The sequence below is a fragment of the Paenibacillus sp. CCS19 genome, assembly GCF_033239625.1.
Classification (GTDB): Bacteria; Bacillota; Bacilli; order Paenibacillales; family Paenibacillaceae; genus Paenibacillus_T.
Map to the genome: position 1 here is coordinate 62,521 of NZ_BTCK01000003.1, position 25,530 is coordinate 88,050.

A 25,530-nucleotide genomic window follows, 5' to 3' on the forward strand; every position below is an offset into this window, starting at 1 on the left:
GAGGGATGCTCTTTTTCACATGGATAGAACCCGCAATAAAAATTTAACTAAAATCAGTAAAGATTTATTGTAAAACGATAAATGATCGGTTAGAATCAGATTCAGATACAGCCCTTCACTGTAATCAAGATTAGGGGAGGCCTAACGATGGAGGTTAACAACCGGGTTCTGGCGCATATCCATGACCCTCATGAGCTGGAGAAGATGTTCCGAGAAGAGCCCGAAGCGTTCCGGCAATCGTTCGCTTACGCTTGGGAGCGTAATCCCGATTCGCAGGTTCTTGCGGTGTGGAACGAACGATTGCATTATAAGGAGTCGGCGGTCGAGAAGAAGAAGACGCCTCTGCTTCAGCGGGATTTTATAGCAATGGGTATACTGGCAATACTTGCGGGGGTTTGTACAAGAATACTATTCCATTTCACTGAACGGGAAGATATAGCGATTGTGAACCTGGCGTTCGGCGTCCTTCCGTTTATTGCAGCCTACTTCGCCGTTAACAATAAGCCGAGCAGACGAGTTCTTTACATTCTTGCTGGATTATTCGGGCTGTCGGCGCTCGACTTGAATATGCTGCCGCTGGCGGAAACCGATAGTGTGCTTCTCGCGTATCTGCATCTTCCGGTGTTCCTATGGGTCGTTGTCGGGCTGGCGTTCACGGGCAATGAATACAGGTCAGGCAGAGCAAGGCTTGCTTATCTCAAATTCAATGGTGAATTCGGCATTCTATACGCCTGCATGGCGATCAGCGGCATGCTGCTGACGGGCATCACGATGCAGCTGTTCAAGCTCGTCGATCTCGACATTACGGCGTTCTACTTCTCGAACGTCGTCGTATTCGGCGCTGCCGGCCTCGCGGTTGTGGCTGCCTATCTGGTATCTAAGAATCTGAAGCTTGCTAAGAATATTGCGCCGTATATCGCACGAATCTTCAGCCCGCTCGTCTTAGTGACGTTGGCTGCCTATCTGATCACGGTCGCTTGGGTGGGCACAAGTCCATTCTCCGACCGCGATTTCCTTCTGTCCTTCAACGGTATCCTTCTCGGCGTGCTGGCGGTCACCATTTTCTCCATTACAGAAAGAGGGACGGACGAGAGGAAGAACATCTCGGATTACGTCAATGCCGCGCTCATTACGCTTGCGCTTATTATCGACAGCATTGCGCTGGCGGCCATCGTGTTCCGGCTTTCTTCCTACGGAATAACGGCTAATCGCTTGGCGGTTCTAGGCATCAACGTTCTCATCTGGGCGAATCTGATCTGGATCATTAGTGCTTATATCCGACTTCTGCGCAATCAGACGGGACCTTCGACGGTTCAGGATGCGGTTACGAAGTATTTGCCGATTTACGGGATATGGGCCGCTTTCGTTACGGTTGCTTTTCCTCTTATTTTCTAGAATTAGCGCATGCGTTAAGAAGGCCGGCAGCTGCTCATCAGAGCGGACTGTCGGCCTTCCTGTATTTTTGAACTTGAATAGTGGGCCAAGAAGCCATAAAATTGTAGAACGTAGTCTTACCCTGCAAGAATGGATCTGTACGATTGCATCATTGGACATAAAACCGGGGGACGGTTCGAACATAGTAAGAGGCTGCAGATCTATTTTTGTAAGCGCTATCTCGATTAATCGTAATGTTAATTCATCGGTTGAACGATTGGACCGGTGAAGGGAGGAGAGGCAGAATGAAACGTTTGCCCATCATGCTGCAGCTTATGCTCATCATGTTTTGCGTAATGGCCATTCCGATTTCGATCTTGACTTGGTATAGCGGCACCCAAATTCTGAAGCATTCGGAAAGCGCGATCGCAGAATCGACGCTTGCCGGACTTAATGCGAACCGTAAGCTGAACGAGACGGCACTGAACGGTCTTGCACAGGATGTTGTACATCTTGCTGCAACGAAAGTATTCGATCGGGTCCGCAACTTCGAGACGTTGGAGGAATTGAACAGTCAATATGTGAATGTAGCCAGCACGCAGGTCGTACTCAGCGAGCTGTCCAATCTGAAGAACAGACAGGATGGCGTATATTCTTCTTATTTCTACTTGGACGGTTCGGATTATGTCGTCTCAAGCGATAAAGGGATAACGTCGCTTAGCAGGTACGAACCGATGGAATGGCTGCAGACGGCGCTGGAAGGAAGGCGAGGAATCAGCGGCGTCTGGTTCCCGCGCAAGCTGTCCAATGGCGTGAACGTCGTCACGTACGTCCTGCCGTTGAACAGACTGTCGACTACGACCAAAGGTACCATCGTTGTTAATTTCCTGGAAACCAGCATCAGCCAATATTTGCGTACTTCCGAACCAGGCAAGCATAGTTATATGCTGATGGAAGAGGACGGTACCATTATTTCGACTGCGGACAAGACCCAACTGTTCAAGTCAGGGAAGGATCAGCCTTTTATCGAGGAGATTCTGGATAGCGGCCAGAAGCAAGGGTATGCTTACCATGAGCTTAATGGAGAGCATCTGATCTACACTTGGTCGCGATCGTCCACCCAATTCAAATGGCTGAATGTCAATGTGTACTCGATGGACGAGCTGTTGTCCAAGACGCATTCGATTCAGCGCAATATTATTTTCCTTACGATCGTGATTGTTTTCGCAGGCACGCTGCTGACGATTCTGCTCTCGACTTGGCTGTCCAAGCCGCTTCGCGAGCTCGTAAGAGCGATTCGAGCGCGCAGCAATCTCGTCATTACGAATACGAAGAAGAACGAGCTCGTCTTCCTCGATGCGGCATTCCGCCGTATGCAGGAGGAAGAGGAGGGACTAACGCTGCTGTTGAAGGAACGGGAGCAGGATACGCACAGCCTTGCGATCCATCATTTGCTCAAAGGCGAAGTGCCGAAGCAGATCGGGGAGCTATTCCCTGAATGCAATTATATGGTGGCGGTTATGTCGATTGACCGTTATAGACGATATGTCAGCCATACAAACCCCGAAACACGCCAATACCAACGGTATTTGCTTGTTCCGCAATGCAATGGCATGTTCCCGGAAGGCATACATGTACGTACGGTTTATCAGGGCGAGGGCACCTTCGTCATGATTATTAACTATGGGGCAGATGAAGCGGAGAATGGCTTGAAGTCCGTTCATGCGGCTTTTGCATCGATTCGAGACATAGCAGCAGAGCTGTTCGGACATACGGTCACGATTGGGGCAAGCAGCCAGACCGACTCCTGCGAGATGATCCGAGACCTTGTCGTAGAAGCGATGGAGGTCGTTAAGCATCGAATGATCGAGGGCAGCGGCGGCATTATGTATTGGAAGCAGGAAGCCGATCAGAGCAGCAAATATATTTATCCTGCAAACAGCGAGCGGCGCATTCTGAATTTCCTCGACAACGGCGATCTTGAGAGCATTATCAAGGAGCTGGGGACTATTCGTGAGGAAATTCAATCAGCCGAATATATTTCGTACGATAACATCATGTTTATCTACAACCAGATTCTCGGCGTGACGATCAAACATCTGCGTGAGAGTAACGTAAGTACCGCTCGTATATTCACCGGCCGGCGCAATATATACTCGGCTATCGCAACGAGAGATACGCTTGAGGAGCTAGATGAATACTTGCAAGAGTTCTTCGGAGATATTATTCAATATCTGGAGCGCAGCAGCTCGACTGAAGTGAATTACGGGGAGCGGATTACCAGCTATCTCGAGGAACATTACTGTGAAGAGATCGTATTCGAAGATATGGCCAAGGAAATCGGCATCAGTTATTCCTACATGCGCAAAATCGTCATGGAATTGACCGGCAAGAGTCTGATCGATTACACAAACTCGCTTCGGATCGAGAAAGCGAAGCAGCTGCTGCTGGAATCGAATCTCACCATCACGCAGATTGCGGCCGAGGTCGGTTATGCGAATGTGCAGAGCTTCAACCGGTTCTTCCGTAAGTATGAGGGAATGCCTCCGAGCAGTTACAAGACGTTGAAATCGACGGGCGCATAAACGAACATAAGATTGATCCTACTTGGATCCTAGGTGGAGCTGTCTCTTTTGGTCGAAACATGACCTTGGGGGACAGCTTCACTGTTCTTATATGCTAGTCAGAATTGATCATTTATTACCCTTTCCGATGGTTGAATAGGGATGTCTAAAGCGCCAGAAACCGCGTAGCGGCGCGGCAAAATCAAAAGTGATAGCTGAAATCAATACTCATGATTTACGATTGCGTCAACCGGAGGGTATGATGCAGACATAGCCCACCATCGTCTGAACACATGCATTCAGTCATCGGGAGGTCTACTGTAAGGAGGAGGGTGAGACTGTGAAAGTTGAAAGCGCTTCACTAAAACATGAAAACGCTTCACTACCAAAAAAACAAAAGAGCACTGGATGGATGCACGCTCTTCGCCAAGATTGGCAGCTGTACTTACTATTAGTCGTTCCGTTATCCTTCGTATTACTATTCAAGTACACGCCAATGTTCGGTCTTGTCCTGGCATTCAAGAAGTACAAGATCGCCAAGGGCTTCTGGGGCAGCGACTGGGTAGGATTCCAGATGTTTCAGGAAATCTTCGATAAGCCTGACTTCGCCCGCGCTATTCGCAATACATTGATGCTTAACAGTCTCGATCTGCTCTTCAGCTTTACGATGCCGATCATACTCGCCTTACTATTGAGTGAGATCAAGAGCGCTCGATTCAAGAAGATCAATCAAACATTCCTGTACCTGCCGCACTTCTTCTCCTGGGTTATCATCGGGGCACTTGCTTACCAGCTCCTGAGCCAGGGAAGCGGCGCAGTCAATAACGTGCTTGAGTCAATGGGACTCGATCGCGTTCCATTCCTGCAAGAAGATACCCATTGGCTGTTCAGCTACCTGGCTATCGGCGTATGGCAGAGCATGGGATGGGGAACGATCATCTATCTCGCATCGATCAGCAGCATTAACCCGGATCTCTATGAGGCCGCGACCGTTGACGGTGCAGGCCGTTTGAGAAAAATGTGGAACGTTACGCTGCCTTCGATTCGAATGACGATTGTAACGCTGCTTATTCTCAATCTGGGTAAAGTAATGGACGGTTCGTTCGAACGGATCTACGCCCTTACGAATAAGGCGACTACCGAGTACACGACTACGATTCCGGTTCTGGTTTATCGCTGGGGTATCGAGTCCGGCAACATCAGCCGGGCGACAGCAGTTGGTTTGTTCCAGGCTGTCATTGGATTTGCACTTGTACTGATTGCTAACCGAGTGGCCAAGAAGCTTGGCGACGATGGGATTTTCTAGAGAGGGGGCGCACCATGAAAGCATCCACTGGCACTGTTGCCATGCACGATAAACAGCGTTTTGACATCTGGGATGTTCTAATTCGCCTCGTCATCATCCTCGTTTCGCTGGCTTGTTTGCTGCCGTTCGTACACGTTATCGCGAAGTCGTTCAGCGCGGACGCATTCGTTATTGCGAATAAAGTAACGCTCTGGCCGAGAGGATTCACCATTGGGGCATACGAGAAGATTTTCCAAGATAAAAGCATTCTGCGTTCGCTGTATGTCTCGGTTCTCGTTACCGTATTGTTCACGATTCTAGGTATGATCATTACGATCTTCGCAGCTTACCCACTGTCTCGCGGGCAGCTGAAGGGCCGTTCTGCATTAACGCTTATCTTCCTGTTTCCGATGCTCTTCAGCGGGGGGATTATCCCGGAGTACATGCTGATCAACAATCTGGGTATGATGGATACGCTGTGGGCGCTCATTCTGCCGCTCGCATTCAGTTCCTTTAACTTATTGATTATGAAGACCTCACTCCAGAGCGGCATTCCGATCAGTCTTGAAGAGGCTGCAAGGATTGATGGTGCAAACCACTTCCGTATCTTGTGGAGCGTCGTTCTCCCGCTGTCCAAGCCAATCATGGCAACGTTGTCGCTGTTCTATGCGGCTGGACGCTGGAATGCCTATCAGGACTCCTTGTTCTACATCAAACAAAATGTAGACCTGCGTCCGCTCCAATTGAAGCTGTACTATCTGGTCATTCAATCGACGGAAAGCTTCCAACTCGAAGCATCATCGGTGGCGCTCAGCAACCCTGAGGTACTGAAAGCGTCGTGCGTTGTATTCGCAACGCTCCCGATTTTGTGTATATATCCTTTCATCCAGAAGTACTTTGTTCAGGGCACTATGCTAGGTGCAGTAAAAGAGTAACGAAGTAACAAAAAAATGACTGATGGGGGTAATAAGCAATGGCGAAAAAGAGATTCGGCACCATGTTGTTGTCTTCTCTCGTAGTAATGGGTCTTATCGCAGGCTGCTCGAACAGCGGCTCGGATGACAACAAAACAGAAGAAAAGGCTCCAACGACAGACAACTCGACGACGACACCAACAGAGACAGCTGAAGGCGCATTCTCTGACTATTCGAAGGGCTTCCCTGAGAAAGTAGAACTCAACATCCCAGTCTATGAGCGTGCGTTCGAAGGCTGGAACGTAACGGACAACTACTATACGCGTTGGATTCAGAAAGAATTCGGCGACAAGTACAACATTGACGTGAAATTCACGGCAATCGCGCGCGGCAACGAAGTACAAGACTTCGAGCAGCTGCTTGCTGCACACAAAGCACCGGATCTCATCTTCCACTACGATATGCCGCAAGCGCTTGCATACTACAGCGAAGAAGTTATGCAAGACCTGGACTACAAAGAAATCGAGAACTACGCGCCAACGTACTGGAAGAACATGAGCGCAACGATCGAGAAGTACGGCAAGGTAGACGGCAAGAATGCATTCGTCTTCGCAGCTCGTCCGGCTATCGATAATGCGACTACGCTGATCCGCAAGGACTGGGTTGAGAAAGTGGGCATGAAGGTTGAAGACCTGACTTCCCTCGAGAAATACAACGATATGCTGCAGAAGTGGAAAGACGCAGGTCTTGGCGTAGGCGCTGAAACGCTGAAACTGAACAACTACACGTTCAACTATGCTTTCCGTGACTTCCCGATGGATGAGAAAGAGCATGCGCTCTACTCCGACCTGGGCGTAGCGGATCTGACGACGCCGGCTACTGAGAAATATCTGCGCAACCTGAACACGCTGTACAACAAAGGTCTGATCGACAAAGAGTTCTACCTGCGTTCTGACGACGCTAAGATCAAAGCTGAATTCGTTGCAGGCAAAACGGGTACGTACGGTCTGTATCTTGCTAGCAACACGGACGTAATCGCTTCGACGCTTGCTAACAACCCAGATGCGCAATTCGCAATCCTGCCTCCAGGCGCTGGTACGCCGGAAGGTTCGAAACCGCAAGGCCGCGCTTACTGGCCGTTCGGTTTCATCATGGGCGTAAACTACGAGTCGTCGGCGGAAGAGCGCGCAGCGCTGTGGATGTACCTGGAGTGGATGAGCCAACCAGCTAACCTGTTCTTCCTGCAAAACGGTGTAGAAGGCCAGAACTATACGCTTGACGCTGATGGCATTGCAGTGAAAAACGCTGACTTCAAAGGCGAGTCCGTACTGTCGCAAAACAACAACAAAGACTACTGGGCACTTGTAACGGAAAGCGCGCAATATGCAGATCAAGCTACAACTCGTAAAGCTCTTGCTCGCCAATGGGCACCTGTCGGTTATGAAAACCTGGTAGATCAACTGTTCAAGTACTATGACGAAACGGCTGAATTCCGTACGCCGGACCCTATGTTCAGCGTAGTGCTGGAGAAAGTGAACGAGTACAAAGCAGACCTGAACGCACTCTTCCAAGAGCTGTACGTGAAGGTAGCACTGTCCAAGCCGGAAGAATTCGACGCAGCGTATGAAGCAGCGAAGAAAACGTACCTCGATGCAGGCTACCAAGAAATTCTCGACGAGAAACAAAAAGCAATCGACGCTGGTCAATACAGCTAATTATTAAAAAACGCGAAATAGACACCCAAGCCCCGGCCATGCGCTGGGGCTTTGGGACTTGGAGGAGAATGGACGACATGAAGCTGACAGCCTCTCAGACGGAACTGAAACAACGGATTGATCAAGTGGTGGACTATACGTTCGGTATGGACCTCACGTGGGACTGGCCGGGCGGCGTAGCGTTCTATGGCGTGAGCCGTGCGTTTGAAGTGACAGGCGAACAGGTTTATTTGGACCGAATGAAAGCATGGGTTGACGAATATATCGAGGTCGGTCTGCCTGTATGGACCGTGAATACATGTGCGATGGGGCATATGCTCATTACGTTGTATCAACAGACGGGCGAACAGAAATATCTGGACTTGATCATGAGCAAGGTGGACTATCTTCGCAATGATGCGCTTCGCTTCGGCGACCGGGTGCTCCAGCACACCGTATCAGCGAACAACGATTTCCCTGAGCAGGCATGGGCGGATACGCTGTTCATGGCAGCTTACTTCCTGCTGCGCGTAGGCATTATGCTGAAGGAGAAACCTCTTGTCGACGATGCGCTGCATCAATTCTTCTGGCATATCAACTATTTGCAAGACGAAGATACGGGCCTGTGGTACCACGGGTATAACAATATCAATAAAGACCATATGTCGGGCATGTACTGGGCGCGTGCGAATGCATGGGCTGCTTATACGATGTCCCGTGCGGCGCGAGTGCTGCCGGAGGCTTATCTCTATCCGCCAATGATGCACATTTGGAGCGCATTGCGCGATCAGCTAGCGGCGATTAAGAAGCTGCAGAAGGAAGACGGGCTGTGGGGCACGGTGCTGGATTATCCGGAGGCGTACGGCGAAGTGTCGGCGACGGCCGGTATCTGCGCAGCGATGGTAACGCAGCACAATCCGATGCATTCCAAGTATGTGCAGAAGGCATTGGACGGCGTTATCGCAAACATTGCAAGCAATGGACGGGTTCTGAACGTATCGGGTGGAACCGCCGTCATGAACGATATAGAAGGTTATTTGAATATCGATCGCAAATGGGCGCAGGGCTGGGGCCAAGGCTTGGTATTGGCGCAGCTCTCGGCTGTACTTGAAATTATCTAGATCGTTTGTAAAGCAGAGAGACGCTTACTTCCAAGTGGAGTAGGCGTCATTTTGTGAATAGATACGGGTTGAGAGTCTTCCAGCTTCTTGAGCCGCTCGTAGTCAACGAACAATTGTGATTTTTCGCCGGTGTTCGCAAACTGATTTTTCCACTTTCGGATGCTGCTCGCAGGGATATCTAATTCCTTAGAGACTTCAGAAGGGGTTTTCCCGTTCTCCTGCATGTGTTTCACCGTTTGACGCTTAAATTCATCATCAAAATGCTGACGGGTATCGCCCATGACGCCTCGACCTTTTAGTTTTATTTATTGTATCAGGTCGCTCTTGCAGGGTGTCTACTTTTTAGTCTAGCTCCATTGCGGGCATCCGTAGGTGCAGAAATGCACCTACGCGGAGCGAATGGCCGTAGTTTTATAAGAAAAAAATCGCCTCCACGCAGGAAGGCGATCTTCTCTCTATTTATTTCGGACTTACCGTTATCCAGTCCCCGACGAAGCGATGTTTGTTGGCCCGGATGATCTCATCCAGCGGCGTTTCTTCATTAAAGTCCCCGTCGAAGGCGATGAATCGAATGTACGGCCCCGTTGACTTCTCCTTGAAGCTAGTGCCATCAGGAAGCGTGATCGTCCCCCCGCTGTCCGAATACATTCCGCTGAGCGAGAACTCAATGTCCTTAGCCTTCACCACTTTCGGAGAGTCGGTATGATTAGCAACGAGCAGCTTGCCGCCGAAGTTGTAATTGTAATATTGGTCCTCGAACTTCTGCACATTGCTTCCCGCCGTTACGTAGACCGCGCTGTAGGCTGGCAGCGTGAACGAGCTGATGTTGTGGATGGCAAAAATTTTATAATCCGAACCATCCGGCTGCGGGAATGATTGCTGCACGTACGTCTCGAACCAGCTTCCGCTGAGGCTGTCCGCCATGCCAACCGATTCGGTCTGGCTGTAGGATGTTCCTTGACTGCCAACCTTCAAGAGCGTCAGCTTAAGCGTCTCGTCCAGATTCGTCAGCGTGCCTCTCTGGTAGGAGCCGCGAAGACCGTTGCCGCTGAAGAGGAACGGTTCTGTCATCCGTTCGAATCCGCTAACGCCATCGCCTATCGTATACAACTCGTATTTGAACGTGTAGTCGACTTTGCCTGATGCGATAGGAACGTCTGCGGGAACGATTAGCTCGCCCTCTACCGACTTCGAATTCCCTTTGAAAATAAGCTTCGTCTTCACATCGCGGTACGCGACGTAATCGCCTTCCTTCCACTGAAGGCTCAGAACTGCCCACACGGTCGTGTCACGCGTAACCGGAATTTCGGAGTTGATGGACACTTTGATGCGATAGTCGTTGGACGAAGGAGCGACCGCATCGCTGAATGCGACAGGATAACGGTCCGTATCCCAGTAGATTTCATTCAAGCGTTGAATCTGCGAGAGATTGAAGTGACCGCGTTTATAGAACTCGTTCGCGTCCTGCGACCACGGATTGCCATCATCCCAAGTGGCATCGACATGCGCATAAGAGCCATTGATCTTGACCAGGTTCCAGGCATGTCCAATGCCGCCCTGCGAAGTGCCCGATACGTACATAATGTCCAGTCCAGCCAATTGGCCGAGAGCATTCATGGCTCTGGCATAACCTTCGCATACCGAGATGCCTTCGACAAGCGCGCCATAGATGCCGCCTGGGTCGGTTCCTGTCATAATGTTGTAGCTGAAAAACTGCCAGTCGTACGTGATTTTCTCGAGCAGGTAGTCATGAATGGCCGTTTCCTTCTCTAGATCGGACATGCCTGGCTTAATGAGACGTGCGATGACATCTTTCGCCTCTTTGCCGGCAAGCACTGCATTCTTCAGCGCTGTATCCTCATCATGGCCTTCCTTGCGCAGGGCAGGCGAGGCGTCCAGCAATGGGTTATCTGCGAAACGAACCCCTGCCAGCTTAGGCATCTGATCGATTACCGAAATATCGGTAATGACATTATTAGAAGCCTGAAGACCTTCCAACTGCGTCAGTCCTTTCAACGGACTGATGTCTTTGACATTATTGTAGGAGATCCACAAGCTTTTCAGCGTCTTAACGCCGGCCAATGGTTTCACATCTGTTATGAAGTTATAGATGGCGTGCAGCTCTTCGAGCTTCAAATTCTTCAATGGCGTGAGGTCTCGAACGCTGTTGTAGCCGATATCGAGCTTCTTCAGCTGCTGCAAATTAGCGAGTGGACCGAGGTCCGTTACCAAGTTGTTGAACAAGTCCAGCGAGGTTAGATTGCGAAGCGCTTCCAGACCCGTCAGATCGCGAATGCGGCTGGTCGAGTACTTGTAGATTTGCACGCTGGTAATCGCCTTGATGCCCAGTACATCCTTGACCAGGATATCGCCGCTCGGCTTAGCGATAATGCCGCGAATGACCGCCTCCAGATTGGCATCTTTGAAGACGACCTTCTTCAAGTCGGCTGGATCGGTCGCGGTCGATGATGTGCCGGTCGATTTGGACGGCGTTACTTCTACGACTACCGTTGCGAACCCGGTATAGCCCTTCTGCGTCACCTTTGCTGTTATCTTCGCTTTGCCGACACTCTTGCCTGTCACGACGCCTGCTTGGGTAACGGTTGCGATCTTCGAGCTGTCGCTGGAGTAAGCGAATGTTGCTTTGGGCTGCGTCGTTGCGCGCACAATAAGCGTACTTCCTACAGCTACTTTGTATGATTGAGCAGCGAATTGGACTTTGACGGCGCTCGTCTTGGCTGCCGCGACTGTCGTCAGGGCGTTCATCGGCACGAGCATAACGACCAGAAGAAGCAGGATAACAAATTTGAATCCGAGACGATTGGTTACCACGAACATCACCTTTCTTCTAGAATATTCCGAAATATCGTACCATTATTCGACATTTATTTCTATGATTTTCATAGATTTGTTGATTGTTGCAGATAACAGTCAAGACAATGTAATGCATTGTAATGCAAATAAAAACCGGCATTCTCAGAATCGAGAATGCCGGTTGGTGTTAGAGCAGGCTATCAAATTAGCTTTACTTCAATTCATCTCGTTAATGCGATTTCAAACTTAGCTCCCGCCTCGCCTGCGAACACGATTGTACCGTTCTTCGGCAGTACGACAGCATCAGCGCTGATCAAACTGAATGCCACTATCGCACCGTTCTCGTCATACACCGCATACGAGCCTGCGGAAGGCAGCGTCACTTTCAGTGTCTTGCCAGCGGCGCTGTCAGGAACCGAGTACCACTTCGCATCACCAGTTGACGGAATCGTTACCCGGGCGTGCTTGCCGGAGTAGATCGGCAATACCGCATCCTGACTAATATACCGATTGCCGGAGGATAGCAGGTATTCCACACTAGCCCCGTTCTGCTCTTGCGTTGCGAACTGGACAGGCGCATTGTCTCTTCCGGCTGCAGCAGGAATTTGCAGGTCGGATACAGCCGTATTCGGACCTGTAATCTTACTGCTTAAGACGTAGCCTGGCACGTCGTCGAATAACAGTACTTGAGTCGAGGAAGCCACCAAGTAGGCGAGTGATGTATATTTTTCATTTACCAAATAGTAGCGTTTACCGTCGCGTTCCTTCCACGCGGCCAGCGTATCTTCCGATACATCGTTGGCCTCTAGCTTCTCGGCAGCATACTCGGATACGGCAAGTTGACCAAGTCCTGGCACCAATGCGTATTGGCGAACCCATAAGTACGTGCGGCCGTTGCTCTCCTTCACGAGGTTGATCTTCGCGCTTCCATTCGGATTAATGAATGAGCCATCCGAAGAGTACGTATATTTCTCGGCAGGGTAGCTTGGATCCATAGGGGTCGTAATCGACAATTGACCATCAGCCGTAACGCCTACCGTGAGCACCTGATTGGTGGAACCATAGATGCCTGCTGCATCCAGCAATTCCTTCGGCATATCGGCTTTAACAGGTGCACCGTACGATTTGCCGGCGTTAATATCGTCAATTACGCCTTTCTCCTTCAGAGCCTGAAGCAGAATCTGATTAGCAAGCAGCTGATTCAAGGAGCTGGAGCCTCCGGACGATAAAACGGCTGCAGCCATGTTCTGCTCAGGGAGCACGACGAGCGATGCGTGATACAAGATCGTATCGCCGCCTTTGGTCAGCGCTTGAATGCCATAGTCACTGAACGGGAACAAGTCGACGCTATCCCAGCCCAATCCATAACCGATCGAGTTATCAGCCTCGTCAGGCCACAGTCCGTTATTGTACTCGTCCTGTGCCATTGCTTTCGCCGCATCAGAGGATAGGACACCGTCGGTTTGCCCTGTGAAAATCTGCGAGAATCGAGCTAGATCTTCCGCGGTGGAGTATATCCCACCCGAACCGATGACATTAACCGTCTCATTAGGCAGCTGTTCGTCGAATGCAGGGAGATAGAGACCTGCCATTTGGGATTCGTCTAACTTATCCTGAGGCGTTCTTGTATTCGTCATGCCAAGAGGCTCGGTAAAATGCTCATGGATATAGTCCGTAAAATCGCTGCCGCTGACTCTCTCAACTAGAATTTCCGCTAGAGTGAAGCAGTCATTGCAATAGACAGAGAAAGCGCCTGGATCGGCCTTCAATACCTGTGTCGACAACTGCTCGAGGATGGTGTCATGCGCGTATGTATCGTTGTCGGAGAATAGGAAGGTATTCTGAAGTGACGAACCGGCGAAGCCGGCAGAATGGTTGAGCAGCATGCGAGGTGTTATTTGCTTATAGCGCTCGTCTTGCATCGTGAAGTCGGTAATGTACGATGTAACAGGTTTGTCGAGGTCAATCTTGCCGGCGTCGACGAGCTGCATGACAGCTGCCGCTGTGAACATTTTGCTCGTAGAGCCAATGCCGTAAGTGGTGTCAGCCGTCAATGGCTTCTTCCCGTCAGCATCGTTCTTGCCCGTCTGACCGGAGACGACCATTTGACCTTGATCAATAAGTGCGTATTGGACGCTGGTCGTACCGTATTGCTTGGTCAGCAGCGCCGCTTTCTCGGATGCAACCTTAGTCGTTTCCGAATAAGCAGAGGACGCATCACCCGGGGCAGCCGCTAACGCGCTCAATGGTGCAAGCACCGACAACATCATGGACGCAATGGCCGACAGTAGAAACAGTCTTCTTGTTCTCATAATACCTCCTAATTTCATAGTCAATAGTTGTACGGCAAACGCCTCCGAAAGTTTCTTGTATCTGGAAAATTATAAAGAAGAATAAGAGAGCGGCGGGAGATCAGATGGATAGAAGGAGGGTTAGTCAGATGTCTCTATTGGAATATGGTGGATGGTGTGATATATTCAGGAAACCAGCAGTCAGAAAGGGTGATCGAAGCCGATGATTCACTAATTCTATCTAGAAGAACAATCGTTTGAGCGATTTTCTTGGATAGGGTTAGTGCGGGCTTTTTACCATATTTGCTGAAGGAATGCTGCCTTATTGATTAAGCAGATATTCCTTTTGTTCGCGCGCATATGCCTCCTATCCGAGATGTCGGTAGGCGGTTTTTTTTGTGTTTAATAACCTGACTATAGAATGGAGTCTATCTATGTCCAACAACTATGGAATCGAATTAGCGGATAAAGAATTATTCGCCGTTTATCAGGTACTCTACGCCAATGCAGACATTGAAATGTGGTACGACTGGAAAGCCCGTCTGGAGGATACGAAATTCACCGATCAATGTTATTGGATTATGAGCGAAGGTATAACAATTGGCGGTGCCATCATCATGCATGACACGGTGATGTATCCCTTTACGATTCCGCCATATGCAGATCGGATGGGTTCTGCGAATCTACTCGCCGAACAACATGTCCATCTATATATGGGATGATCAAGAGCAGAGGATTGCAGGGCTCTGCATTGCCGGAATCAGCGCCAATATCCCGCTTGGATTTGCCGAGATTGGAGAGATTTGTGTGCTGCCCTCGCATCGTAATAAGCGGCTAGGCGAGTTCATGCTGAATAAGATCAGAGTCAGCGCTCATCCTCATACACCTGTCGTGAAGCTATGCGTAACGGTAGGCAACTCCGCAGAACAACTATACCGCAAGGCTGGGTTTGCAGCAGGTCCCCGATTCTCTCGAATATGAGCAAGCGAGTGGAATTGGTTGGCGAATAATTAAATGGAAATTCGAGCAAGTTATGGGCGAGTAAGGAGGGTGCGTATGTGGCTCATGATCGTGTTCGTTATTGTTCTTAACGCGGTCTTCTTGCTAATGCCCAAAAACCTGACGTCGATTGAATTGTTCGCCATCTGCATGTTCGCGATGGTGTTTCAACAGATCATCGGATACATACCGCAGGCCAGAAGTTCTGGTCTATCATCGGCTGTTCCGTACTTGCCGTCATTAAGACACCCTCATTAACAGATTAGCCGGGAGGACGTTGTATGCCACATCAGCGATTTCAGTCAGATACAATCAAGCCCCGCTATTCCAAAGGGAAAATATCTGTATTCGGAATCAACTCGGTATATCCGCGTACGCCTTGGATTGCTGCCTGGTGGGCAGCATCCTTCCCGGGGTTCGGCCATATGTATATCGGCAAGTTTATGCAAGGCTTCGTGCTCGTTGTATGGGAGCTTATTGTCAACGGCAAGGCACACCTTAATATAGGTATTGCCTTATCCTTTCAGGGAAGGTTCGACGAGGCTAGAGCTGCCGTCGATCAGGATTGGGCGCTGCTATATGTGGCTGTCTACGCTTACAGCATATGGGACAGCTATCGTTGCGCGGTTGAAATCAATAAGAGTCATGTCCTATCCGAGATTGAAGATGCGCCAGTAGCACCTTCCGAGGTAAGCTTCTTCGATGTCGTTATACTAGACAAGAAACACCCATGGTTAGGCATGGTCTGGTCGGCATTGTCTCCCGGTCTGGGGCAGCTCTATGGCGGCAGCACAATTATCGGTACGTTCATTCTGGCTTGGTGGATATTCGTCGCCTATAAAGCGATGGCGATTCGATCTTGGCTTTATTCGTTTCTCGGTGATTTCGCGGGAGCGACAGCTGTTGTGGATTGGCAATGGTTCTTGTTCATGCCCTCGATTTACGTCTTTGCGATTTACCAGGCTTACACGTCCGTTATTGAGAACAATACGTTATTCGACATTGAGCAAGTACGATTTCTTAGAGTGAGGGCGGAGAACTTGGGACAACACGAACCTGCCGACAATGGCACTGTGCAGATGATTGCGACATTCGATCATTCTTCTTTCGTAGAGATGGCAATCCATGATCTTGAGAAGCTGGGCATTCCGTCCCGACAGATTGTAGCATTGCCTGTGGAGAATCTTGAATGCAACACGCATGTCATTGATTCCATCCATCAAGTCGACGGCAGAAGCATACTGGACGGAGCGATGATGAGCGCAGCAATCTTCGCTGTATTGGGCGCGATCTACGGATTTATCTGGTATTGGGGCCCGATCATATGGGGATTGATCGGTCTGGCAGGGGGCTTTGTTTTAGGATTGATCATTGAATTGATCTTCCATAAAGGGAAACTGAAGTTTACCTCGGGCAAGAAGACAGAGGTCATTATCGAGGTGACTTGCAGCGCGGATATGCAGACCCGGCTGGTTCAAATCTTCAAATTACGCAAAGCTAACGGATACGTGATCATCCCCCGTGCAGTAGGAAGCATATAGACGGTTTGACGCAACAAGGCCATCCGCAGAGGGATGGCCTTGTTGCATGAAGTTATTTGACCATATCTAGTTCCATTACATGGGTTACCCGATTGCGGCCACGGGACTTCGACGCGTATAAGGCTTGGTCTGCGCCGCTGATCAGTTTGTCATCCGTATCCTCGTCCATGATCGTCGCTACGCCGATGCTTGCCGTAATGTACAAATTGCCTAGGGGGCTTGCTTGAATGACGGCACGGATTCGTTCCGCAATATGAACGGATTGGGTCTGATCGGCCCCGGCAAGCAGAATGACGAACTCTTCTCCGCCGAACCGGGCGGTGACGTCCGTCTCGCGGGATGACGTACTCAGCAATTGCGCCAGCTCGGTCAGTACTTGATCGCCGACAGGATGGCCGTAGGTGTCGTTAATGGACTTGAACTGGTCGATATCAATGAGCGCAATGGAGAACGGTTCATGCGAACGATGAAACTTCGCGATATGCGCAAGAAGGCTTTCGTTGAAGAAGCGTCGGTTCTTCAGTTCCGTCAACGGATCGGTAAGAGCGAGAGACTCCAACTGCAAATTGATGCTCAGAAGCTCACGCTGCTTCGCTTCATATTCTTGATGCAGCAGCTCCAGCTTGCGGTTCGTATCGTTCGTTTCTTGCACGAGCTGTTCAAGCCGCTGCTTAGTCGCAGCGATGTCTTTCTCATGCTCGAGCCGTCGGCGCATCTCGACAACGACGCAGTCCATCACGGTCCCGCCTTCGCGTGTCTGACGGACTCCGTTGAGCAGCACCGGCACATCGTGACTGCTGCCCGACTGCAGTGACAAGTATATTTCGTTCACGTGACCGTACAGCTGTATGTAAGGGTAGAAATACGTCTGGAAGAACAGCTTGTTCGTCATCGACATGTAGGCTTCGATGTGCTTGCCGAGCAGTTCCTCCCGTTCATAGCCAAGCATGGTGGCGAGAGTCTGATTCGCGGAGCGGATGATGCCTGTCTCCGATATGGAGAAGTAGCCGCAAGGCGCATAATCTAAATGCTGATCCATAATGATCCTCTTTCTGTTAATGTCGAGCGGTTAGATCCTGATCCTGTTGCATGAACTGGCTTTATCGAAAAGCTCGTTCTCTCATTATATGCGATGACGGGCTGTAAGAATAATAAAAAATAGGTCGAAAGTACAAAAAGACCAATAAATTTCACCCGAAAGGTGAAACTTTGGCCCTATTTGCATGAAGAAAGGTACTAACTGCTTTCATTAGCGGTTTTTTGTTTCATTCGATACGTTCTTCTGATTGCGCGGCCACAGCGTATAGCTGAAGCTGATAAGAAAGTCGATGCCCAGAATAAGTGTCCAGTATCGGACAATGTCTCGCAAGGTCTCGGTTCGACGGTCGTCGTTCACCCACAGCAGCAGGGCAATCAACAGCACGGAGCCAATCGCCCAAGATGCGAGATGCAGGTACCAGCCATGACGTTCCCGCTTGGCATGATCCTGACCATACTTGGGCTTCCGCTGCGGAGGCGGGCCAGAGGCGAACCAATGCGCGAAGCGGACATCCGCCCAGCGAATGAGCCGGTGACCATACACGATTGAAGCGCCGATGTAGATGGCTGCGATCCCGTGCTCCCAGCCGGCAACTGCTCCGCTTCTCAGGTCGGCAGCAGCTGCGATCAGAAGAATCAGGTCAATGATCGGCGTACCAATCAATAGCAGCGCGCCTACCTTAGGCTGTTTCAGTACGTAACGGAAGGTCAGTCCTAAACCGACGAACACCCAGAAGGCGATTTCACACCCAACAATTAATGCGGCGATCAAAGACTCCACTCCTTTTTTAACACAACTGTATTATATAGAGCCAGCGTTATTATAGCACAACTGTACTAAAAAGGTGCTTTGATTTATAATAAGGGCATGCCTAAAATCGTCGATCACCAACAACGCAAAGAATTGCTGGCGGAAGCTGCTTGGCGGGTCATTCAACAGGACGGCCTTGATGGGCTGTCGGTCCGTCGTGTTGCCGATGAAGCGAACCTCTCTTTGGGGGCGCTCCGTCATTATTTTGATACGGTGGATGAGCTGCTCGCTTTCTCCATGCGGCTCGTCTCGCAGCGAGCCAATGCCCGAATCGAGAGTCTGTCGTTTACAGGCAATGCCCGTGTTGATATCGAGATGGTCATTCACGAGCTCATACCGCTCGACGAGGTTCGTCTGGCGGAGGCGCGGGTATGGCTTGCCTTCGCCGGGAAGGCGGTCTCGTCTCCTGCGATAAGAGCGCTCAGCCTGGAGGTTCATGAGGAGCTCTATTCGGGATTCCGACGGTCGATCGACGTTCTGGTCAGTGCCCAGTTGGTTGATGCGGGCATTGATGTCGAGCTGGAGACGAAGGCGCTGCATGCGTTCGTGGACGGCTTAGTCGTCCATTGCGCTACGTTTCCAGAGCGGGTGCCGCAGGAGCAGGCGAAGCGAATGGTCTCGTATTATCTCGACGGCTTGTTCAAGTCGTAAAGCAACACCGCCAAGCATCGGGCTTTGGCGGTGTTGTTTTGTCATTCGCGGCGAGGTGTCAGGAGCTTCGTTCTTTACTGCAATTAAATGGTAGAATCTAGATGAAAATGATAGGATGATACTAATAGGCTGCCGACATGTAGAGGAGGAACGTACAATGAAAGTGAAATTGGAAGGCATTACGCTGATCGCGACCGAGGTGGCGGTGCTGGCTGCATTTTATCGAGATGTTATTGGATTCGAAGTTGTTGTAGAGGAAGACCACTACGCAGAGCTTAAGAACGAAGGGGTTCGACTCGCGATATGCTCCCGATCGCTCATGGCGGACAATACGCATGGGCACGAATCGTATGGCAGGCCGATTAGCGGACAGGCCGTGGAGCTCAACTTCGAGTGCGATTCTCCAGAGCAGGTGTATGCGTTATTCGAGCAGTTCGTTGCGCAGGGGGCTGTCGCAGTCGCGGATCCCGTCGTGAAGGATTGGGGGCATACGACGGGTTTCTTCGCAGATCCCGAAGGCAATATTCATTCGCTGTTTGCGGTAAACCCGTGAGGGTTAAGCAGCAGCTAAGAACGCGAGGCGTGAATGCCGTCGCGTTTTTTTATTGTATTTTAGGGACAAGATTAATCGCACAGCCAAGTAACTTTCGAGCCCCTACTTTCGTCATAGATAACAAACCTTATTTTGGAAAAAATGCACTTGGAAAAGGAAGAGAGGAGGAGTCCCATCACGATGAAAATGAAGTACATCCTCATCGCGCTCGTGTTCCTCGCAGCGATCCTGCAGGCTTGCAGCGAGCAGGGGACGGCTGTTGTCGATAACGAAGCACCACCAGCAGCAGGCGGTATTCCGCTGCCGGCAGACGTTCGCACCATTACCGTGCTTAATCAGAATGGCGGATCGCATCTTGCGCATACCGACGCTGCCATTGTTGAACGACTGCTGCAAGGGATGAAGGAAGCGAAGCCTTCTTATGTAAGCGACCCTGAACAGTCTGGCATTCGATATAAGCTTATTCTATCGGGGAGCGAGGAGAAGCGTACATTCTCCATCAATGATCTTCGATATACGAGCGCGGATGTGAGCGTCAAGCTGTATGAGGAGGTTTCGGACGGAGGCCCTGCGAAGGCTTGGGCACTTACATCGGCATGGGGGCAGCTTCTAACGCAATTGTCAGTGGATGATGGGCCGGATATGATCGTTAAGTCTGACGAGGATAATGACAGCGTTACGCTCATAGCCAATCGAGACATCGATCAGCAATCGGTCAGACTAAGAATCGAATCCTCCTTGATGGTTACGAGCGACGAGCCTGATGCAGCTGCCGAATATACGGTGAGCATGGTGGATGCGCGCCGAGTTGTTATCCATTTTCCGAACCTGGCTCAGAAGGAAGTGGTGCAATTCAATTTGAAGGGAGCCAAGACGGATGATGGACAGCCGTTTGTCACGCGTTACTTTGATGGCAGCAATATAGCAACCATTCGGCAGGGCGTTGCATGGAGCGGGCTTCGATGGTTGGATACGACGGGAGCCGTCATGCGCGAGCATGGGTTTGATTCAGCGCTGCTCATTGAGCCTGTGCGCGACGAAGAAGGCAGTGAGCAAGAGCTGCTGATCTACAATGAAGACAAGTCCGTTTATCGATTTCAGCCTGAACAAGGCGAGATTGAAGATATCACCATACGGGAATGGCCGAATGATCAGGTTAAGTACATGAGTGAATATGGTGTAAGTACGATTTATTCGTACCCCGACAAACATGATCGTTTCTTTGCAGCTCAAGGACTCCAGACCGTTTATATAGTGGATCCGAGGGATGGAACGAAGCAGTCGATCTATCAATCGGATCGCCCGATCTACGGGATTGCAGCTTCACCTGACGGCAAGCATGTTGCAGTGCTCATGGATACCGAACATATTGGACCGGACGCTGATCTGGTCGTTATCGATGCGAAGGGAAAGGTTGTATCGACATTTGCGAAAGCGGCTTATATAAACCACAGCGAAGGTTTTCATTTTATCTACCCTGTCAGGTGGACGGACAATCGTACAATAGAGGTTCCTAGAGTCGGTGCAGACATGGAGACAGCTCTGTATGACTATAAGAAAGGATTCAAGTCCAATGGTAAAAGTGCTCCGCTCCCAGAGGATGCACTTAAGCTTCTTCAATCCAAGCTTGGAGAGCAGGATCTATTCATCGTCCGAGCATTGCCCAAGCCGAATGACGAAGAGGGACGGCATTATGCCGTGAACGTGGCAGGAGCCGGAAGCTACTTGGTTGATACCGTGGATCAGAAGGTTACCCTGCTCGGTTCTGGGGCCCTGATTAAGTGGACGTCTTCGGGACAACTTATCGTCTGGCATTCGACTGCAGGGAAGAGCGTGGTGTATATCGGGGTCGATTAAGGGGCCCGCCCTCCTGTTTGACTAGTCATAATGCGCACGCCGCTCAGCATATTTATAATTGGTTGTCCTCGGACGCGCTGCCGATCCCCCAGCTCGGCGCCGCTTACGTGAATGATGCAGGGGCTCTAACCTAGACGGTTGGAGCCTTCTTTGCGTTATTCAGCACTCGACGAGATGGAAGAACATGGGTTATATTGAGGTGGATTAGACTAGACCAGCAGAGGAGCGAATATCGTTGAACCTGAATATGGAGAGTCTTTACTTGATAGGGGAACGACCGGCATACTCGCCTCAGATCGGACATTTGATCGCCATGATGGATTATGCAAGACACACTACGCTGGAAACAGTCCAAGGCCTATCGATGAAAGAGCTGGACTGCGTCTACGATGAGGAGAGCAACTCGATCGGCGCTTTGCTGATGCATTTTGCCGCTGTCGAGTATTTGTATCAGGTTCATACATTCGAAGAACGTCCGCTTAATGAAGAAGAAACAGCGCGCTGGGGCCATGCGCTGGATCTGGGCGAAGCGGGCAGGACGCGTATCAAGGGACATGAGCTGGACTATTATGTATCGCTGCTGAATGAGGTACGCAATAAGACGTATGAGCTCTTCCAAGCTAAGACGGATGATTGGTTATATGAGCAGCGGGATTTCTGGTACAACCGGCAGGCCAATTTCTACTTCATGTGGTTCCATGTTTTCGAGGACGAGATTAATCATAGAGGACAGATTCGCTGGTTGAAGCGAAGGGTTCGAGAGAAGCTGAGCAAGTCGTAAGAGCAGGGCTATGGATCGTAAAAAACCGCCGAGCGATATAAGCTCAGGCGGTGTTTCGTGTGCAGTCATTTAATATACACGCTCCCGAACGGAAGCACCTCGCGCAGGATGCGCTTGATCAAGCCGCCGTCCTGCAGCTGCGCCTCCAGCTCCGCATCGCGGGAGCCGGTCTGGATCAGCACGGGACCCGTCCCTCGCAGCTCCCATTGGACATTCATATGCTGGCTCGCGAGCTGGTTGCCGTACACCGACAGCTGGATGGACGCCGTGCCCGGATAAGAGATGAGCGCTCCTGCCTCCACGAACAGCGGCTTGTCCGGCTGAAGCTGCATCGTCATCATATCGCCGGCTGTAATAATGCCGAGCCGCCCGGGTCCGGTGAACCGCATGCGGGTCAGCTCTTTCGTAATCCAGGCATTCTTTAGCTTCTGTACGATCGTCCTCATCTGCATCCCATCGGTGAAGAACATCACATGCCGCAGGTCGAACAGCAGGTTGCTCTTCTCGTCGATCTCGACGACCTCCAACGAACAGCCGGCGGGCAGACCGACGACTAGCTCGGACGGGCCTTGGAACTGCGATTGAATCATTCGACGCTTGTGGTAGATGCGGGCAAGGTTCATTAGCCGATCTTCCCGATGCTGCGGCGAGCCTTGAAAGGCGATGACGGACTTCGGATGGAGCAGATGAAGCTTGTCCGCTTCTTCGAGCGAGATGTGCACATGTCCGAGCCGTGCGGGTGTTACGATGTTCATCCGCTGATCCCGCCTTCGCGGAACGGCCGATGTCTGCGCCACGATACATGACGCCAGATGCGGATCGCCAGGAAGTAGGCCACGAACAGCGCTGCGACGACGCCGATCGCCACATACACTTTATGTTGAAAAGACGCCTTCTTCTGCTTCGCCTGCTCCGCCTCTGCCTGAAGTGCCGCGTTCTGCGCCATCAGCTGCTGATTCTGCTCCATTAATTGTCCATTCTGCGCTTGCAGCTCTTCTTGCTTGCGGGCAAGCTCCTGAGTAGCCTGCTGCGCCTGATCCAGCTGCTCATTCGCGTCCTTATACTGCTGCTCGATCTCGTTAAGCTTGTCCGGTGCGTTATAAATATCTTGGACACGGCTGATGAAGCTGGCCTCTGCGGGCTCTGCTGACAACGCGTATGTCATAAGGCCGACCATAAATAAAATGCCAATCGATTGAATAATAGCGCGCATAGGGCAACCTCCTATCCCGACTGCAGTGATGCAATAATCTATTACCTATAATACAGCGAATTTATTAAAAAAGTTGCAGCATTCGAAAAGCCCCTTCGTTTTCCTAATGGAGAACGAAGGGGCTTCTTGTCAATAACCCGCTATTCCTCTTCTTCCTTCACCTCGACAACGACTTGATTCGACTCCTGCTGGAATGACGGTCCGGAAGCGACCACGCGGAATGTAACTTCGGCTTGGTTGGCGACCTTCTCCGGTTCATTAATCTGCTCCGGAACGGCAAGGAACGTCACGACGATTTCGCCCCCCGGCGCGAGCGGGCCGAGCTCAATATCTTCGGGATTCGCGCCGCGCCGCCTCCGTCCGTTCACCCTCACGCTGTCCTCCACGAATTGCAGCGGTTTCGGCAGGACATCGACCAATCGCAGGTCGACCAGCTCGGTTCGTCCCGGATTCGCGATAACGATCCGATAGGCGATCGGATCGCCCACGGCCACCTCCTGCGGCGATGCTGACTTGGTGACATTGAGCGGCGGCGGGACAACGGCAACCTGATTCGAATCGCTGGTCGGCGGCGCCTCGACGGAGACGATCGTTGCAACGTTGCCGATGACGGCGCCATTAGCCGCGTCGATCGGCACGACGAAGGTTCGCTGTATCGTCACGGTCTGCCCGGGGGCAAGCGAGTCGATCGTTTCGACGACGCCGAGAAGCGGGTCGGTCAGCACGATGCCTGTCAGCGGGATATTGCCCGTATTGGTTGCTTTGATCGTATACGTAATCGTATCGCCGGGAGCGGCTGTGGTCCGATCAGCGGTTTTGGCGGCTTCCAGCTTCGGCACTGGCGGCACGATGACAGTGGCGGAAGCCGACACTTGGCCGGTCTCGTCGGATGATGCGGTAGCGGTATTCACCAGCTGCGTGTTGCCCGTTGTGCCCAGCGGCACCGTGAACGGTACGCGGAAGACGACGGATTCATCCGATGGCAGATGCGGAACATTTTGCTCAAAATGAAGCGTAGGGTCCGTCACATTCACATTGGTGAGCGGGGCATTGGATAAGTTCGTTACGGTAATCGTATAGAAGACCGTCTCTCCTGCTAACGCGGCAGCCCGATCCACGGTCTTCGCAATCGCGAGCTCGTAGATCGGCGGCTCAATCGTAGTAATGACTTCGTTGGACGTAATATCCCCTGTGTTGATTTCGCCGCCGGCAATGCTCTGATACTGGAACTCCACAAGCGCTTCGTTCCGAATGACGCCGTCTTCAGGGAAGGAAACAACGACGGCCTGATAAGTCACCGTAATCGTCTCGCCGGGCGCAAGAGATCCTAAGTTAATGCCAGTCAGCGGATCGCCGGCCGTCGGGACGCCGTTGACCGCAAGGCTGCCGGGGACGAACGCCGTATCATTCGGCAGACTGTCCAGCAGGAACATCGCATCGGCGGACACTGTGCCGGAATTGCCGATAACGACCGTATAGGTCAATGTCTGGCCAAGCTCGGCGGAAGCGGCATCAACCGCTTTCTCGACTGTGATGCGAGGGGAGTTAATGTCAATGTAGATGCCGACCGCAATGACAGAATAGCCATCATTCGATGTTCGAAGCTGGAAAACGGCGGATGTCTGGTTATTCGTCAGCGTCTGGGAGATGTCCACGTTCGTAATGTCCCAGCTCTGCCTGCCGCCAACGATTTGCGTTCCCGGTTCTCCATTGATTTGATTGCGATCACCGAACGTTCCTGTTGTATCTAAGTTGCCGCTGTCATCATTAATTTGTGAAGCGAAGAAGTTGTTAAGGAAGTTGTTCGGCCCGCTAAGCGCCGTTAGGCTGACAGCATCAGGACCGAATGCAACCTGATCGCCTACCTTGTTAGCGTCCCCGTCCTGCGCGACGAGGGCCATCCGCCCGCTCACCGGACCGGAGACAGGTGTAGCGAAACCGGTCAAAGAGGTAGTGACGGAAGGATCGCTTCCGGCTGCGATCTCGACAATGCCGACGTTGAGGCTCAAATTGCGAAAAGCCATGTCGG

At 51.2% G+C, this 25,530-nt stretch carries 22 protein-coding genes; 14 read left to right on the forward strand and 8 right to left on the reverse strand.

Annotated features, from left to right (window positions below; translation table 11 throughout):
* Positions 1 to 147 precede the first annotated feature (147 nt).
* From SBI19_RS03830 to SBI19_RS03855, 6 genes are all read left to right on the forward strand, one after another.
* On the forward strand, positions 148 to 1,395 hold the full coding sequence (locus tag SBI19_RS03830) for a DUF4153 domain-containing protein (RefSeq protein ID WP_317965123.1): 1,248 nt from the start codon (positions 148 to 150) through the stop codon (positions 1,393 to 1,395).
* Positions 1,396 to 1,679: 284 nt separating this feature from the next.
* Positions 1,680 to 3,959 (forward strand): AraC family transcriptional regulator, encoded by a 2,280-nt coding sequence (locus tag SBI19_RS03835; RefSeq protein ID WP_317965125.1) that lies wholly within the window; start codon positions 1,680 to 1,682, stop codon positions 3,957 to 3,959.
* Between the two features lie 391 nt (positions 3,960 to 4,350).
* The gene (locus SBI19_RS03840) at positions 4,351 to 5,244 is read left to right on the forward strand and encodes an ABC transporter permease (protein WP_317965127.1); all 894 of its coding nucleotides are present in this window, start codon (positions 4,351 to 4,353) and stop codon (positions 5,242 to 5,244) included.
* 14 nt (positions 5,245 to 5,258) lie between these two features.
* Positions 5,259 to 6,158 (forward strand): carbohydrate ABC transporter permease, encoded by a 900-nt coding sequence (locus tag SBI19_RS03845; RefSeq protein ID WP_317965129.1) that lies wholly within the window; start codon positions 5,259 to 5,261, stop codon positions 6,156 to 6,158.
* A gap of 38 nt (positions 6,159 to 6,196) precedes the next feature.
* Positions 6,197 to 7,852 (forward strand): type 2 periplasmic-binding domain-containing protein, encoded by a 1,656-nt coding sequence (locus tag SBI19_RS03850; protein ID WP_317965131.1) that lies wholly within the window; start codon positions 6,197 to 6,199, stop codon positions 7,850 to 7,852.
* A gap of 77 nt (positions 7,853 to 7,929) precedes the next feature.
* A complete protein-coding gene (locus SBI19_RS03855) occupies positions 7,930 to 8,952 on the forward strand; it encodes a glycoside hydrolase family 88/105 protein (RefSeq protein ID WP_317965133.1) in 1,023 nt (340 codons plus the stop codon).
* Here the strand turns inward: SBI19_RS03855 and SBI19_RS03860 are convergent.
* The 3 genes from SBI19_RS03860 to SBI19_RS03870 all read right to left on the reverse strand — a co-directional run bounded on the left by SBI19_RS03860 (position 8,949) and on the right by SBI19_RS03870 (position 14,078).
* Positions 8,949 to 9,233 carry a transposase gene (locus tag SBI19_RS03860; protein WP_317965135.1) on the reverse strand — a complete coding sequence of 95 codons (285 nt, stop codon included), beginning with the start codon at positions 9,231 to 9,233 and terminating at the stop codon, positions 8,949 to 8,951. The genes SBI19_RS03855 and SBI19_RS03860 overlap by 4 nt on opposite strands.
* A gap of 178 nt (positions 9,234 to 9,411) precedes the next feature.
* A complete protein-coding gene (locus SBI19_RS03865; protein ID WP_317965137.1) occupies positions 9,412 to 11,784 on the reverse strand; it encodes a leucine-rich repeat domain-containing protein in 2,373 nt (790 codons plus the stop codon).
* Between the two features lie 203 nt (positions 11,785 to 11,987).
* Positions 11,988 to 14,078 carry a serine hydrolase domain-containing protein gene (locus tag SBI19_RS03870; RefSeq protein WP_317965139.1) on the reverse strand — a complete coding sequence of 697 codons (2,091 nt, stop codon included), beginning with the start codon at positions 14,076 to 14,078 and terminating at the stop codon, positions 11,988 to 11,990.
* Positions 14,079 to 14,491: 413 nt separating this feature from the next.
* On the opposite strand from SBI19_RS03870, the gene SBI19_RS03875 reads away from it, so the two are divergent.
* The 4 genes from SBI19_RS03875 to SBI19_RS03890 all read left to right on the forward strand — a co-directional run bounded on the left by SBI19_RS03875 (position 14,492) and on the right by SBI19_RS03890 (position 16,597).
* Positions 14,492 to 14,779 (forward strand): hypothetical protein, encoded by a 288-nt coding sequence (locus SBI19_RS03875; RefSeq protein WP_317965141.1) that lies wholly within the window; start codon positions 14,492 to 14,494, stop codon positions 14,777 to 14,779.
* A complete protein-coding gene (locus SBI19_RS03880; protein WP_317965143.1) occupies positions 14,715 to 15,038 on the forward strand; it encodes a GNAT family N-acetyltransferase in 324 nt (107 codons plus the stop codon). Before SBI19_RS03875 ends, SBI19_RS03880 begins: the two co-directional genes overlap by 65 nt.
* Positions 15,039 to 15,113: 75 nt before the next feature.
* Positions 15,114 to 15,314 carry a hypothetical protein gene (locus SBI19_RS03885; RefSeq protein ID WP_317965145.1) on the forward strand — a complete coding sequence of 67 codons (201 nt, stop codon included), beginning with the start codon at positions 15,114 to 15,116 and terminating at the stop codon, positions 15,312 to 15,314.
* A 23-nt stretch (positions 15,315 to 15,337) separates the two neighbouring features.
* Positions 15,338 to 16,597 (forward strand): hypothetical protein, encoded by a 1,260-nt coding sequence (locus SBI19_RS03890; RefSeq protein WP_317965147.1) that lies wholly within the window; start codon positions 15,338 to 15,340, stop codon positions 16,595 to 16,597.
* A gap of 52 nt (positions 16,598 to 16,649) precedes the next feature.
* Here the strand turns inward: SBI19_RS03890 and SBI19_RS03895 are convergent, their stop codons facing one another.
* Both SBI19_RS03895 and SBI19_RS03900 read right to left on the reverse strand, forming a co-directional pair.
* Positions 16,650 to 17,636 (reverse strand): sensor domain-containing diguanylate cyclase, encoded by a 987-nt coding sequence (locus SBI19_RS03895; protein ID WP_317965149.1) that lies wholly within the window; start codon positions 17,634 to 17,636, stop codon positions 16,650 to 16,652.
* 210 nt (positions 17,637 to 17,846) lie between these two features.
* A complete protein-coding gene (locus SBI19_RS03900) occupies positions 17,847 to 18,407 on the reverse strand; it encodes a hypothetical protein (RefSeq protein ID WP_483312240.1) in 561 nt (186 codons plus the stop codon).
* Positions 18,408 to 18,503: 96 nt separating this feature from the next.
* Between SBI19_RS03900 and SBI19_RS03905 the strand changes: the two genes are divergently transcribed.
* The 4 genes from SBI19_RS03905 to SBI19_RS03920 all read left to right on the forward strand — a co-directional run bounded on the left by SBI19_RS03905 (position 18,504) and on the right by SBI19_RS03920 (position 22,288).
* On the forward strand, positions 18,504 to 19,097 hold the full coding sequence (locus tag SBI19_RS03905; protein ID WP_317965153.1) for a TetR/AcrR family transcriptional regulator: 594 nt from the start codon (positions 18,504 to 18,506) through the stop codon (positions 19,095 to 19,097).
* Between the two features lie 157 nt (positions 19,098 to 19,254).
* Positions 19,255 to 19,650: a VOC family protein gene (locus tag SBI19_RS03910; RefSeq protein WP_317965155.1), complete on the forward strand. Its 396-nt coding sequence runs from the start codon at positions 19,255 to 19,257 to the stop codon at positions 19,648 to 19,650.
* A 180-nt stretch (positions 19,651 to 19,830) separates the two neighbouring features.
* Positions 19,831 to 21,507, forward strand: coding sequence for a hypothetical protein (locus SBI19_RS03915; RefSeq protein WP_317965157.1), 1,677 nt, complete (start codon positions 19,831 to 19,833; stop codon positions 21,505 to 21,507).
* Between the two features lie 247 nt (positions 21,508 to 21,754).
* Positions 21,755 to 22,288, forward strand: a complete 534-nt coding sequence (locus tag SBI19_RS03920) for a DinB family protein (protein ID WP_317965434.1) — start codon at positions 21,755 to 21,757, stop codon at positions 22,286 to 22,288.
* A gap of 65 nt (positions 22,289 to 22,353) precedes the next feature.
* On the opposite strand, the gene SBI19_RS03925 is transcribed toward SBI19_RS03920, so the two are convergent.
* The 3 genes from SBI19_RS03925 to SBI19_RS29625 all read right to left on the reverse strand — a co-directional run bounded on the left by SBI19_RS03925 (position 22,354) and on the right by SBI19_RS29625 (position 25,156).
* On the reverse strand, positions 22,354 to 23,043 hold the full coding sequence (locus SBI19_RS03925; protein ID WP_317965159.1) for an AIM24 family protein: 690 nt from the start codon (positions 23,041 to 23,043) through the stop codon (positions 22,354 to 22,356).
* On the reverse strand, positions 23,040 to 23,501 hold the full coding sequence (locus SBI19_RS03930; protein ID WP_317965161.1) for a hypothetical protein: 462 nt from the start codon (positions 23,499 to 23,501) through the stop codon (positions 23,040 to 23,042). The genes SBI19_RS03925 and SBI19_RS03930 overlap by 4 nt, the downstream gene beginning before the upstream one ends.
* A gap of 140 nt (positions 23,502 to 23,641) precedes the next feature.
* Positions 23,642 to 25,156 (reverse strand): DUF7507 domain-containing protein, encoded by a 1,515-nt coding sequence (locus SBI19_RS29625; RefSeq protein ID WP_483312242.1) that lies wholly within the window; start codon positions 25,154 to 25,156, stop codon positions 23,642 to 23,644.
* Positions 25,157 to 25,530: the final 374 nt, after the last annotated feature.